Origin of the sequence: Pseudogemmobacter sp. W21_MBD1_M6 (assembly GCF_052119585.1) — a bacterium.
Classification (GTDB): Bacteria; Pseudomonadota; Alphaproteobacteria; order Rhodobacterales; family Rhodobacteraceae; genus JBGQOJ01.
In genome coordinates this window covers 16,064-27,914 of record NZ_JBGQOJ010000035.1, presented here as the reverse complement: position 1 = coordinate 27,914, position 11,851 = coordinate 16,064, and the positions used below count along the sequence as shown (strand labels likewise).

General features: G+C 61.0%; 14 protein-coding genes. 8 read left to right on the top strand and 6 right to left on the bottom strand.

Going from position 1 to position 11,851, the window contains the following annotated elements; translation table 11 throughout:
• Nucleotide 1 precedes the first annotated feature (1 nt).
• The gene (locus tag ACEN2R_RS19400) at nt 2–454 is read right to left on the bottom strand and encodes a hypothetical protein (protein WP_442044405.1); all 453 of its coding nucleotides are present in this window, start codon (nt 452–454) and stop codon (nt 2–4) included.
• Between the two features lie 54 nt (nt 455–508).
• Here ACEN2R_RS19400 and ACEN2R_RS19395 point away from each other — a divergent pair, with 54 nt between their 5' ends.
• On the top strand, nt 509–1,036 hold the full coding sequence (locus tag ACEN2R_RS19395) for a Crp/Fnr family transcriptional regulator (protein WP_442044403.1): 528 nt from the start codon (nt 509–511) through the stop codon (nt 1,034–1,036).
• Nucleotides 1,037–1,462: 426 nt separating this feature from the next.
• Here ACEN2R_RS19395 and ACEN2R_RS19390 read toward each other — a convergent pair whose 3' ends face one another.
• Together ACEN2R_RS19390 and ACEN2R_RS19385 are read right to left on the bottom strand one after the other, a co-directional pair.
• Entirely contained in the window at nt 1,463–2,002 is a 540-nt protein-coding gene (locus tag ACEN2R_RS19390; RefSeq protein WP_442044401.1) for a hypothetical protein, read from the bottom strand.
• 525 nt (nt 2,003–2,527) lie between these two features.
• Complete coding sequence (locus ACEN2R_RS19385) at nt 2,528–3,199, bottom strand: ArsR/SmtB family transcription factor (RefSeq protein ID WP_442044400.1); 672 nt, start codon at nt 3,197–3,199, stop codon at nt 2,528–2,530.
• Nucleotides 3,200–3,281: 82 nt separating this feature from the next.
• On the opposite strand from ACEN2R_RS19385, the gene ACEN2R_RS19380 reads away from it, so the two are divergent.
• The 7 genes from ACEN2R_RS19380 to ACEN2R_RS19350 all read left to right on the top strand — a co-directional run bounded on the left by ACEN2R_RS19380 (nt 3,282) and on the right by ACEN2R_RS19350 (nt 7,433).
• Nucleotides 3,282–4,136, top strand: a complete 855-nt coding sequence (locus ACEN2R_RS19380; protein ID WP_442044398.1) for a sterol desaturase family protein — start codon at nt 3,282–3,284, stop codon at nt 4,134–4,136.
• Nucleotides 4,133–5,440 (top strand): MFS transporter, encoded by a 1,308-nt coding sequence (locus tag ACEN2R_RS19375; protein WP_442044396.1) that lies wholly within the window; start codon nt 4,133–4,135, stop codon nt 5,438–5,440. Before ACEN2R_RS19380 ends, ACEN2R_RS19375 begins: the two co-directional genes overlap by 4 nt.
• Nucleotides 5,433–6,152, top strand: coding sequence for a DUF1499 domain-containing protein (locus ACEN2R_RS19370; protein ID WP_442044395.1), 720 nt, complete (start codon nt 5,433–5,435; stop codon nt 6,150–6,152). Before ACEN2R_RS19375 ends, ACEN2R_RS19370 begins: the two co-directional genes overlap by 8 nt.
• A 9-nt stretch (nt 6,153–6,161) precedes the next feature.
• Nucleotides 6,162–6,515 carry a DsrE/DsrF/TusD sulfur relay family protein gene (locus ACEN2R_RS19365; protein ID WP_442044393.1) on the top strand — a complete coding sequence of 118 codons (354 nt, stop codon included), beginning with the start codon at nt 6,162–6,164 and terminating at the stop codon, nt 6,513–6,515.
• Complete coding sequence (locus tag ACEN2R_RS19360; protein ID WP_442044391.1) at nt 6,515–6,739, top strand: rhodanese-like domain-containing protein; 225 nt, start codon at nt 6,515–6,517, stop codon at nt 6,737–6,739. The genes ACEN2R_RS19365 and ACEN2R_RS19360 overlap by 1 nt, the downstream gene beginning before the upstream one ends.
• 86 nt (nt 6,740–6,825) lie before the next feature.
• Nucleotides 6,826–7,251, top strand: a complete 426-nt coding sequence (locus ACEN2R_RS19355; RefSeq protein WP_442044390.1) for a rhodanese-like domain-containing protein — start codon at nt 6,826–6,828, stop codon at nt 7,249–7,251.
• A gap of 35 nt (nt 7,252–7,286) precedes the next feature.
• On the top strand, nt 7,287–7,433 hold the full coding sequence (locus tag ACEN2R_RS19350) for a hypothetical protein (RefSeq protein WP_442044388.1): 147 nt from the start codon (nt 7,287–7,289) through the stop codon (nt 7,431–7,433).
• 36 nt (nt 7,434–7,469) lie between these two features.
• On the opposite strand, the gene ACEN2R_RS19345 is transcribed toward ACEN2R_RS19350, so the two are convergent.
• The 3 genes from ACEN2R_RS19345 to ACEN2R_RS19335 form a co-directional block, all read right to left on the bottom strand.
• Nucleotides 7,470–9,425: an ABC transporter permease gene (locus tag ACEN2R_RS19345; RefSeq protein ID WP_442044387.1), complete on the bottom strand. Its 1,956-nt coding sequence runs from the start codon at nt 9,423–9,425 to the stop codon at nt 7,470–7,472.
• On the bottom strand, nt 9,422–10,456 hold the full coding sequence (locus tag ACEN2R_RS19340) for a quaternary amine ABC transporter ATP-binding protein (protein WP_442044386.1): 1,035 nt from the start codon (nt 10,454–10,456) through the stop codon (nt 9,422–9,424). Before ACEN2R_RS19340 ends, ACEN2R_RS19345 begins: the two co-directional genes overlap by 4 nt.
• 76 nt (nt 10,457–10,532) lie before the next feature.
• Nucleotides 10,533–11,465 (bottom strand): ABC transporter substrate-binding protein, encoded by a 933-nt coding sequence (locus ACEN2R_RS19335; protein ID WP_442044407.1) that lies wholly within the window; start codon nt 11,463–11,465, stop codon nt 10,533–10,535.
• Nucleotides 11,466–11,851 lie beyond the last annotated feature (386 nt).

Sequence of the window (11,851 nt, the reverse complement as noted above, 5' to 3'; positions counted from 1 at the left end):
GTCACAGGTGGCCGGATACCCCGGAACAGGTGGCCGGATGTTGTCGGAATGGATGGCCGGATCCTCCGGAATACGCAGGCACCATGCGTCGCAGTGTGGCGATCGTGTGGGCATCCCCCGTCGCAATTGCGGAAAGGCCGTCCGGCAGCGCTGTCTCTTCCACAATCGCGTCCGAAACCAAGCGGTCCATATCAACCAAATGTGCCCGAAAGCCAGCAAGATCAACTTGGCCCCAGTCTGTGTCAGGATCGGCTTCGAGCACGCGAACAACTTCGGAAAGGGCCGCGAAAGCCCCTTGCCCCGGCTCGGTCAGGATCGTGCCTTGGAGCGACTGGCCTTGAACGTGCATCGCGTGATCCATGCCGTCGTCATGGCCTGAGTGTGTTGTCTGGGCAGCTGCAAAAGCCGTTCCACCGAGTAGCGCTGCTACGATCAAGATTATCTTCGTTTTCATTCTCTTTCCTCGCGTCTATCGAGAAAACCCTATCGGACACTGCGGACATACGGTATGATTTCTATCATGTCCGACTGGCAGCAAATATTTGATAACGCGTCGATGAAGACCTTCGAGCAGGGTGCTGTTCTCTTTCGTAGGGAAGATCGCGTTCATTCGATGTATCTTGTTCGATCCGGCATGGTCGCACTTGAGCGTCCACTTGCGGATGGAACCGCACTTACGCTCAGCGTTGCCAAGGCTGGAATGGCTCTGGCCGAGGCGTCGTTGTCGGCCAAGACCTATCACTGCGATGCTATTGCACGCATTAAGACCGAAATAGCGTTCATGCCGCGTGCCACCTTTCGATCTGCGCTGCGTGACCGGCCAGACGCTGCTTTAAGCCTGATCGAGACTTATGCCAGAGAGGTCCAATCCCAAAGAGCGCGCATCGAGATATTGCGCCTTCGCCGGGTGTCGGACAGGTTGGACGCCTGGCTGGATCTAAACGGTGAACCGCCGACAGGCGGATGGATAATAGTTGCCGATCAGATTGGTGTATCGCCACCCGCACTTTATCGCGAGCTTGCACGTCGGCGATAGTGAGAGTTCATCGTCCAAACCATTTATCGGTATGAGTAGGCCTTCGCTAAGCAGCGGCATTTCGGTAGTTTGGGCTCGAAGCCGACTTGCGGCAGTGCAGCGCGCTAATTTTGATGAGTACGCAAAATTTCGAGGTATCCCAACCACGCCGGATGACCGCTGTCAGCCCAAAGCGGATCCAAAGCCCTTTGCGCGAATATGCGATAGCTGACCTTGATCGCGCAGATGGCGAACTGGTAAGATGCGAACAAAGCTGACTCCTAAGTTCCGGGCCATCGGTGGGTCTACCGGCAGGCAGGCCGCCGTCAGGCGTCAGTCTACCGCGAGTTAAGCGGCAGCCTGGATACTGCTTCTGGATGCGACGAGACCCACTGGGCACTGATCGTCGGGCGAACATCAATCACAGCTGGAAACCGCCTATGGCTGTTATTCCATCGGAATCATCAAGTGCGCATAGGGCGTTCCTGGCCACATGACCCACGGCTGGTTCGCGCCTTCCGGCACCTCGCTCGGGTAGCTTTGGAGGAGCGGCGCGGCGGCAGAACCGACGATCATTACGTGCGGACCTGCAACCACCCATTGGTTGTCAGGTTTCTCGGCCTCGGCATACGGGTCAGTATTGCTGGCACCCTCATCGCCGAGCAACATATAGACGAAACCGAGCGTTTCCGGCGGATTTTCCTTGTTCATCCATGCTTGGAGAAAACTCATTGATGCTTCATCCGCGCACATCGGGTCGGTGCCGGGGTACATGCATGTCCACCCGTTGGTGCCTTCACGAAGCACTTGTATTTCACCGTCTTCTTTCATGTTCAGCAGCTTGGAGTCCGCGAGCACAGCCGCGGGCGCCACGCCCTCAAGCTGAGCCATCAATTCTTCCACGGAAACTTCGGTGGTCTGTGCAAAAGATGAAAAAGCAACCAGACTGCAGGTTCCAGCGATTGCGGCAAGTGTAAAGGATTTCATGGCAGCGCCTCCCGTTTGGGGTTTCACGCCATCGCCAATCAAGCACCAACCGCTCGACGGCGGTAGCTCTATAAATATACCATTCCGTGAGGACGCAGGCAAAGAAATTATCCGACTTTCAGCAGTGGCGCAGCCTGCGGGAGCGTCTACGTCGGGCACAGAGCTGCCTTGCGGCTGTGCAGTACCCAGTTTTCAACTTGGGCCACCGCAGACTGGATTTCAGCGCCGCTTCGGTTGACCGCTGCCAGCCCAGAGCGAACCCATGTCTGGCAACTTGCCAACCCTGTGGGCGCATGCTGGCCGGGCGGAAGGTGTGCATTCGCTGCGTCGGGCACGAACGGCTGCAATGCGCAAAATGCGAATTTGCGAGCTCCTGATCGATGGGCGCAGATGATGAATGTGGCGGCTTCAAAGAGGCCAAGCAATTGCTAGCCGATGATTGATTGCGGCTGGATTAGAGCGGCCGACTGCCCTGGCAGATTACCCAATTCAGAATCGGACTGGTCGCATGTCAGGCGTCCATTGTTACTCCGGTGTTGCCTTGGTCAGCACCGCCCGCCCGTCTTCGCGCCATTCCGGCAGGCCGCCGTCCATCCGCCGCGCGTTCAGTCCTTGTTTGCGCAGGATGGCGACGGCCTGATGGGCATAGATACAGTATGGCCCGCGACAGTAGGCGACGATTTCGATGGTCGGATCGAGCGTCGGGAGGATCCACTCGAGTTCGGCCAGCGTCGTGTTGAGCGCGCCCGGGATGTGACCGGCTGCAAATTCATCTGCTGGCCGCACGTCGAGAATGGTCACTGCCCCATCGGCGATCCGCGTGGCCAGATCGGCGCGACTTACCGGCTCAGGTGCCTCTTCTCCGTCCGAGAGGCCGCGCAAGATGTGCTCGACCTGCGCGAGATTGCGCTCTGCCACGATGCGCAGCAGGTCCATCAGCTCCAGCGTCTTCGCATCGGTCAGCCGATAGATCACGGCCTTGCCATCGCGGCGGCTGGTGACAAGTCCGGAACGGCGCAGCTGTTGCAGGTGTTGCGAGCAATTGGCAACAGTAAGGCCGGTCTTTTCGGCCAGCGTATCCACACCGCGTTCGCCCTGCGCCAGTTGTTCCAGAAGTGACAGGCGCGCTGGCGCGGACAGAGCGCGCGCGACAAGGGCGTATTCTTCCAGCAGGGCCATCTTCGGGCTGATTGACACGGTGATCTCCAATGACTAACGTTCAAGTAACAACTTGAATGATAGCGATTCCATCGCATTCCGCAACCCAAAGGTTTGTGCCATGTCCGAGGCCGTTCTTGCAGCCGAACCCACGATCCGCCTTGTCATCTTTCTTGGCATGCTCGCAGCCATGGCGCTATGGGAAGTCGCAGCACCCCGACGGCGGCGCAACATTCCGCGCGTGATCCGATGGACAAACAATCTCGCGCTGGTGGTGGTTGATACGGTGATCCTGCGGCTTTCCTTTCCGATCCTTGCGGTCGGGCTTGCCGTCATGGCCGAGGACAATGGCTGGGGTCTGTTCAACAACATCGACGTGGCCCCGTGGGCAGCCATCGCCGTCTCGATGCTGCTGCTGGATCTTGCGATCTACCTGCAGCACGTGATGTTCCACGCGATCCCCGGCCTATGGCGGCTGCACCGGATGCACCATGCCGATCTCGATTTTGACGCCACGACCGGCCTGCGGTTCCACCCGGTGGAAATCCTGATCTCGATGGGGATCAAGCTGGCTGTGGTCGCGGCTCTCGGCCCGCCCGCCATCGCCGTGTTGCTGTTCGAGGTACTGCTGAACGCAACAGCACTTTTCAACCACGCCAACATCGACCTGCCGCGCCCGGTAGATCGGATTTTGCGTCTGTTCGTGGTCACACCCGACATGCACCGCGTCCACCATTCCATCGACCCGCGCGAGACCAATTCGAATTACGGCTTCAACCTGCCATGGTGGGACCGGCTGCTGGGCACCTACATCGCCCAGCCCGCCAAGGGCCACAACGGGATGGAAATCGGGATCGAGCAGTTCCGCACGCGCCGCGATCTATGGCTTGACCGGATGCTGATCCAGCCGGTCCGGGGCCCGGCCTCGGGGCACGCGCTTGACCCGCGCATCACGACAAAGGAGCCGTCAGAATGACCGGACCCGATCTGCAACGCGGTATCCGCGAAAACAGGGGCCAGGTCGCCCACCAACTGATCCAGGTGATGCTGGTCGGCTTTGCCATCGGCATGACGCGCACGGTGGTCCCCGCATTGGCAGAGAGCGAATTCGGGCTCGAGCGCGGCTCCTTCCTGCTGCTCGCCTCCTTCGTGGTGGCCTTTGGAGTTGTGAAGGCGGTGATGAACTTTGTCGCCGGGCGCTGGTCGGAACGGATCGGGCGTCAGCGGGTGCTGTTCTGGGGCTGGGTTGTGGCGCTGCCGATCCCGGTGATGATCTGGTATGCACCCGACTGGAACTGGATCGTCGCCGCCACCGTGCTGCTTGGTGTCAATCAGGGCCTCTGCTGGTCGATGACGCAGACCGCGAAACTCGACATCACCAAGGCCGAGGAACGCGGGCTGACCATGGGGCTGAACGAGTTCTCGGGCTACGTGGGCGTCGCGATCGCCGGTATTCTGACCGCCTATGCCGCAGAAGCCTTGGGCGCCCGCGTCGGGCTGCTGGTCTTTGGCATGGCCGTTGTCGTGCTGGCGCTGGTCCTGACGGTGGTCTGGGTGAAGGACACGCTGCCCTGGGCCAAGGCCGAGACCGCCGCGCACAAGGTAGCGCCCCCGAAATCCCTGCCGCGTTACCCGCAAGGCGTGTCGGACCATCCCAGCACGGGCGAAATCTTCGCGCTGATGAGCTGGCGCGACCGCCGCCTGTTTGCGATCTCGCAGGCGGGTCTTGTCGAAAAGTTCGTCGATGCGCTGGTCTGGGCGCTCTTCCCCGTCTTCCTTGTGGGTGAGGGCGCCAGCCTGACCGAGGTGGGCTGGATCGTCGGTGTTTACGGCTTCGTCTGGAGCGGCTCGCAGCTTTTTACCGGGCGGCTGTCGGACCATGTGGGCCGGTTCTGGCCCAACGTGCTGGGCATGTGGATCTGCGGCGCGGGCGTGGGGATGGTGGTGTTGGGCACCGGCGCGCTCTGGTGGTCGGTCTCGGCCGGGGTGGCGGGCTTCGGCATGGCACTGCTCTACCCCAACCTCTCTGCGGCCGTGGCCGACATCACCCCGCCCGCTTGGCGCGGCTCGGCCATCGGCATCTACCGCTTCTGGCGCGACCTCGGTTACGCCATCGGTGCGCTCGGACTTGGGCTTGCTGCAAGCCTGACAGGTGCTGCCGAGGCCGCCTTCTGGTTCGTCGCGATCTCGATGTTCATCTCGGGCGCGATCCTGTTCTGGTTCGGTGAGGAAACCCACCCGCGTCTCAACCCCGCAAAGCAGGAGACCGCTGATGCCTGATCCCCTTGCCCGCCGCCTTGGCCTTCTGTCCATCCTTCTGGGGCTCACGTCCTTAACTGTTCTGGCCGTTTCGGTCTGGGGCTTTCGGGCTGACGGCTGGCCCTGGCCGCAAGCCTATGACGTCGCCGGCTGGGCCGCTTGGGCGGCCTTGGCGGGTGTTCTCATCGCGCTGATCGGACTGGCAGTTGCTGGTCTTGAACGTCGAGGCGGTGCCGGTGCGGTCCTGCTCGGGTTGATCCTATCGCTGCCCATTGCGGGGCTTGGTGCAGCGTTCGAGATTGCCGCACGCACCACCCCGCCGATCAACGACATCTCGACCGACACTGACGACCCCCCGGTGTTCTGGTTCACGGCAACGCCGAGCGACTACCCGGCACCGAACGCCGAGCAGCAGCGCGCCGCCTATCCGAATGTGCGTCCGCTGGAATTTCCGGTCCCGGTAGACGAGGCCTTCGCGGCAGCGCTCGCTCTGGTGGAGACCCGCGGATGGCAGGTGCTGTCAGCCGATCCCGCAGAGAGCCAGATCGAGGCCATTGTGACAAGCCACCTTTTCGGCTTCGAGGACGAGGTGGCGATCCGCGTCACCGAGACCGGCACCGGCACCCGCATCGACATGCGCTCTCGGTCTCGCCTCGGTCAGATCGACCGGGGTGCCAACGCCCGGCGCATCAAAGCCTTCCTTTCCGATCTTGAAATCCGCGCCCCGAACTGAGGACCGACAATGAAACATCTGATCCTGATGAACGACCCGCCCTACGGCACCGAGCGCAGCTTCAACGGCCTGCGCATGGCCCATGCACTGGCCAAAAATGACCCCGAGGCTGAAATCACTGTCTTCCTGATGGCCGACGCCGTGCTGTGTGCCAAGGCCGGGCAGAAGACGCCGGACGGCTATTACAATCTCGAGCGGATGATCCACCGCGTCCTCACTGCCAAGGGCCGCGTTCTGATGTGCGGCACCTGCATGGACGCCCGCGGCCTCGCCGAGGGCGACATGATGGAAGGGGTAACACGCTCGACGATGGACGAACTCGCGCAGGCGACGTTCGCCGCCGACAGGGTCCTGGTGTTCTGATGGCTCAGACGCTGAAGCTCGCCGCCCTCGTGGCCGATCCTGAACGCTTCCACCTGATCGACGTCCGCGACGCCGAGGACTACGCCGTTGCCCACGTTACGGGCGCCGTCCATATCCGGCTGGCCGAACTTGAAGGCCGAGCGGGTGAACTCCCTTCTGGCAAGACGCCCGTGACCATCTGCGGCAAGGGCGGCGGGCGGTCCGCAGAGGGGCGGAAATGCTGAACAGGCTCGGCCACCCGGACGCCGTCTGGCTCGAAGGCGGAACGAACGGCTGGCACGCGCAGAACACCTGAACACCAAGAAACCGGATGAACCTGAAACACCTTCTTTTGGCGGCGACAGTCGCGCTTGGCGTCCATGCGGCACCCGCACTGGCGCAGGACGCAGCCATCGACGCCATGCAGGAATACATGATGTTCTCGGACTACGAGTCCGGCATCATCCTGCCCCAGCAACTCGACCAGACCGTGTTCGAGACCGCGCTCTTCGTCGACACCCGCGACGCGGAGCAGTTCGATGAGGGCACGATCCCCGGCGCCATCAATATCGAGTGGCGCGAAGTGCTCGACCGGATCGACGAGATACCCGAGGACCGCAGGACCATCCTCTTCTGCAACACCGGCAGCCTGTCGGCGCAGGCCGCCTTCGCGCTGCGTGTGGCGGGACGGTCGAATGTCGTGGTGATGCAGACCGGCTTTACCGGTTGGCAGCAGGACGCGGCCTACAAGCCCTGACTTGGGCAGAGCGACAACGGAAAGGAAGCTGGGCCATGCGCGATATCTATCTGGATTTCAACGCTAGCACCCCGATCGCCCCCGAGGTCGCCGAAATCATTTACCATGTCCTGGAGACGGGGCACGGCAATCCTTCCAGCGGCCACTGGGCTGTCCCCGAGCGTGCTCCTGCGGCGAATTGACGCATGTCACTGGAGTGATGAATAACCGCCCAGCGGTTACGTGGCGGGTGTCACAGAACTTGCCCATTTCATTATCAGATGATCCACCATCAGCCCGATGGTCGCGACGGCAAGGCCAAGCACCAGACCCTTGCCGACATCGGCCGACGAAAGAGCCCGCTGCATTTCCTGACCCAGATCCTGCGTGCCGATGAAGGCCGCAATGATGACCATGAACAGTGAGAACATCACCGCCTGATTGACCCCCACCATGATCGTCGGCAGCGCAATCGGCAGGAGGACATGCCGTAGGGTCTGCCGCCGGGTCGCGCCGGACATTCCCGCAGCTTCTACCATCGCCAGGGGTACACCTCGCAATCCCTCGACCGTATAGCGGACCAAAGGGATCGCGGCGAAAACGACCACGGCACCGACCACTGCCACATCATTCACGCCAAACAACATGATCATCGGGATCAGGTAGATGAAGCTGGGAAAGGTCTGCAATGAATCGCAGACCAACAGAACCCTGCGTGACCTTGCGGCGCTGCCTGCTGCCCATATGGCCGTCGGGAAGGCTAGGATGGCAGCGATCGCGACCGAGACCACGACCGTATAAACGGTGATCATCGTGCGGTCCCACCAGCCTGAAATGGCGATATAGCCGAAGAAGACCAGACAGATCAGCGCAGAACGACGACCGCCGACCGCATAGCCGAGGGCGGCAAGAAGCGACAGCACCGCCGCGAAGGGCATCCACAGAAAAGCATCGCGGATCGGGACAAAAACCCAGACGATCAGGAACCAGTGCAGCCAGTTTGTCACCGGATATATCGCGACGATGACGTGGTCCATTGCCGCATCTATCACCCCTGCGACAGAGAAGCTTTGCCCGCGTTCGACTTCGGCAAGAAACGGGAAAAGCTGCGACAGAACGCTCGCCAGTGTCGCCAGTGCCAGCCATATCAAGGGCAGGCGGTTGCGTTCATGCCAGGGGGTGCCGAGGGTCACATGCGCTGGCTGGCGCAGCGCCCATGCCCTTGTGCAGCGGTCAAGGGTGATGGCCAGCAGCACTATCGTCAAACCGATCTCGACCGATTGGCCGATCCTCAGCGCCTGCAACAGTTGCAACAGCTTCTGCCCCAGCCCGGGCATTCCGATGAAGCTGGCCAATACCACCATGGCCAGACATTGCATGATGACCTGATTGACCCCGATCAGAATATCCGAGCGGGCCGTCGGTATGCGGGTGCGCAGCAATAGCTGCCAGCCCGTCGCGCCGCACATCTTACCGCTTTCAACGACCTCATCGGGTACCTTTCGAAGCCCGAGTAATGTCATGCGGATCATCGGCGGGATGGAAAAGATGATCGTCACGATCGCCCCCGCCTTTGGCCCCACTCCGATGAAAACAACGACCGGAATCATGTAGGCAAAATGCGGCAGCGATTGCGCGATGTTGAGGATCGGGTTCAGCACCGCCGCCAGTCGGCGCCAGCGCCAGGCCGCGATACCTACCAGCAGGCCAAGCATGACCGAGACGGGTGCGGCGACGATGATCACAGACAGTGTCTCCATCGCCCATTTCCACTGCCCCATCAAGGCAATCCACACGAACGTACCGCCCGCCATCACAGCCAGCCTTATGCCGCCCAAAGCATAGGCTACGACGGCGGCCGTGACAGCAATGACCGACCAAGGGATCGGCCCCAGCCAGGGCCACCGGTTCTTGCCATAAAGCAGGTTCGCCGTGATATTTAGCAACCACTCGACGCCGTCGGCGACGCTGCGCGTGACGCCGAGCAGGCCCAGGTCATCGCGCAGAAAGTCAAAAAGCGCGTTGATCCAGTCAGCCAGCGGCAGGATCATCCAATCGGGCGGGCGGATCAATCCGTCGGGCAGCATCCCGCGCCCCAACGCCATCGCGATGGCTGCGGCAATCAGGACAATGACAACCCTCAGTCGCACAAAGCGGCCTGCCGACACCGCAACATGGGCAGCGGCTCCGCTCACGGACGGGAGCCCACCACAAGGTCAAGGGCGTCCTGCCTGTCCAGTATGCCGATGATCTTGCCATCGGGCGCCTGGACCGGCAGGCTGTCGCGATCATCATCCACCAGCATCCGGGCAAGATTCTGGATCGTGCTGTCCGCAAAAACCGCCTCGCCTTTGGGCAGGGTACCAGGAAGGCCCTGCACCATCATCCCGCCCGCGCGCACGACACGGGCCTTGTCGATGTTTTCGGTGAATTTTGCGATATAGGGCGTCGCGGGCTCAAGCACGATCCGTTCCGGCGTGTCGCACTGTTCAACGACCCCGTCTTTCATGATCGCAATCCGGTCCGCGAGGCGCAACGCTTCGTCGAAGTCATGGGTGATAAAGACGATGGTCTTGCCCAACACGGCCTGAAGCCGCATGAACTCCTCTTGCATCTCACTTCGGATCAGCGGGTCGAGGGACGAGAACGGTTCGTCCAGAAACCAGATATCAGGTTCGATGGCGAGGCTGCGTGCGATCCCGACGCGTTGTTGTTGGCCGCCCGACAATTCATGCGGAAAATGGTTCTCGCGGCCGGCAAGGCCGACAAGCTCGATCACTTCCAGTGCACGGTCATGGCAAGCATGCCGGTTCTGGCCGCGCATCTCGAGCGGAAAAGAGACATTGCCCAGAACGGTGCGGTGCGGCAGTAGCCCGAAATTCTGGAACACCATGCCCATCTTGTTGCGCCGAAGTTCGATCAGCCCGCGCTCGGACAGGGCGCCAAGATCCTGCCCCTCGACCTCGATCAACCCATCCGAAACATCCAGAAGCCGCGACATACAGCGCAGCAACGTAGACTTTCCCGACCCCGACAATCCCATGATCACCAGAATCTCACCCTTCATGACATCCAGCGTCACGTCCCGCACCGCCGTGACATATCCGGCGGCCCGGATTGTCTCCGGATCAGGAACCTCTTGCAGGGCCGACATATAGCCTGTCGGTGCAGGACCGAAGAGTTTCCAGACATTCTGGCACGAGATGACGGGTTGTTGCACGATCATGGGCAGTCCTTCTAGCGGTTTCAGAGGTATCCGCCCGGCACGGGCCGGAGGGATACAGTGCTGCTTGTGGGCTGTCTCAGTTGGTCCAGGCGGTCCAGATGTCCACGTTCTGATCAAGCCAGTGGGCCGCCGCGTCTTCCGGCTCCATGCCGTCAATGTCGACCAGCCGCGCCATTTCGGCGATCTGCGGATTGGTGAAACTAACATTGGACAGAACCGCATAGGCCGTCGGCCACTTATCCTTCATGCCATCCCAGGCGGCCTTTTTGAGGTAACCATCTGCAGGATTTCCGCAGTCGTAGGTCACGTCAGGGTTCGGCCCGATCGACGGATCGGTATTGCAGCCTGCCACCCACTCGGGGAATTCCACGAATTCGCCGGGCCACACCGCTTCGGCAAAGTTTGGCGTCCAGTTGAACAGCACTATCGGCTTGCGCGTACGTTCCGCCGCAGCGAGCGATGCCCAGAGCGCCGCAGCCGAACCGGCGTTGATCACAACGAAATCCATGCCTAGCGCGTCGACCCGCTCCTGATCGTGTTTCAGCCAGTCAACTGGCCCACCCAGGAACCGCCCCTTGTCGCCAGTTTCCGGCGTGGCAAAAAGCGCGGCGCAGGCGTTCAGGGCCTGCCAATCTGGCAAGCCGGGACAGGCTTCTTTGGTCCATAGCGGATACCACCAGTCCTCGCGCGTCACGGCATCATGTTCGCCGACGGCGTGAACACCGCCCTTTTCAACAGCGGCGTCGAACGAGGCACCATATGCGCCTTCCCAGACCTCGACCTCAAGAGCGACGTCCCCCAGCCGGATCGACTCGTAGACAGCCTGACTGTCGGTCGAAACGTATTCGACGCTGTTGCCAATGGAATCGAATATCTGTCCGACAACATGGCTCATCACATTCTGGCTGGACCAATTGTGGATCGGGATCACGATTGGATCGGGTGAATCGGCGCTGGCAACGGGTGCAGTCATCGCAATGATGGCGGCACTGGCCATGAGCACTGTCATTCTCGTCATTTTTCGTTCCCTCTTTCGTGCAAACGCACCCGCGTAAAGTCCTCGGGCGCGCCGCTTTTACAGAAACAAATACGGCCGACCCGGCGCGCGCATGGGCACGCAAAGAAGCATGTCCAGTGACAGCACCCGGATGCACAGCCTTTGTTGTTCGTTTCCTGCCGGTGAATGCCCGGTCTTGATGCGCGGCCGATAAATATGGGCACGCGCACTTTGTTCGCTGCCAGAATATACGGGACTGCGTGCAGACCCCTAGCAGCGTGTTGCGATAGATATGGACCGAACCTCGGTGCCCAAAAGCGCAGTGTCACACCTATCATCAAACGGGATAAATTCACAACCTGCGGATGGATTTAATTTGGGGCCGCTAACTTATGTTG

Excerpts from the sequence above, each read along its gene's own strand:
- ACEN2R_RS19335 (WP_442044407.1), bottom strand. The coding sequence starts at position 11,465 with ATGACAGTGCTCATGGCCAGTGCCGCCATCATTGCGATGACTGCACCC.
- ACEN2R_RS19380 (WP_442044398.1), top strand. The coding sequence starts at position 3,282 with ATGTCCGAGGCCGTTCTTGCAGCCGAACCCACGATCCGCCTTGTCATC.
- ACEN2R_RS19390 (WP_442044401.1), bottom strand. The coding sequence starts at position 2,002 with ATGAAATCCTTTACACTTGCCGCAATCGCTGGAACCTGCAGTCTGGTT.
- ACEN2R_RS19340 (WP_442044386.1), bottom strand. The coding sequence starts at position 10,456 with ATGATCGTGCAACAACCCGTCATCTCGTGCCAGAATGTCTGGAAACTC.
- ACEN2R_RS19365 (WP_442044393.1), top strand. The coding sequence starts at position 6,162 with ATGAAACATCTGATCCTGATGAACGACCCGCCCTACGGCACCGAGCGC.
- ACEN2R_RS19395 (WP_442044403.1), top strand. The coding sequence starts at position 509 with ATGATTTCTATCATGTCCGACTGGCAGCAAATATTTGATAACGCGTCG.
- ACEN2R_RS19370 (WP_442044395.1), top strand. The coding sequence starts at position 5,433 with ATGCCTGATCCCCTTGCCCGCCGCCTTGGCCTTCTGTCCATCCTTCTG.
- ACEN2R_RS19375 (WP_442044396.1), top strand. The coding sequence starts at position 4,133 with ATGACCGGACCCGATCTGCAACGCGGTATCCGCGAAAACAGGGGCCAG.
- ACEN2R_RS19350 (WP_442044388.1), top strand. The coding sequence starts at position 7,287 with ATGCGCGATATCTATCTGGATTTCAACGCTAGCACCCCGATCGCCCCC.
- ACEN2R_RS19400 (WP_442044405.1), bottom strand. The coding sequence starts at position 454 with ATGAAAACGAAGATAATCTTGATCGTAGCAGCGCTACTCGGTGGAACG.
- ACEN2R_RS19360 (WP_442044391.1), top strand. The coding sequence starts at position 6,515 with ATGGCTCAGACGCTGAAGCTCGCCGCCCTCGTGGCCGATCCTGAACGC.
- ACEN2R_RS19355 (WP_442044390.1), top strand. The coding sequence starts at position 6,826 with ATGAACCTGAAACACCTTCTTTTGGCGGCGACAGTCGCGCTTGGCGTC.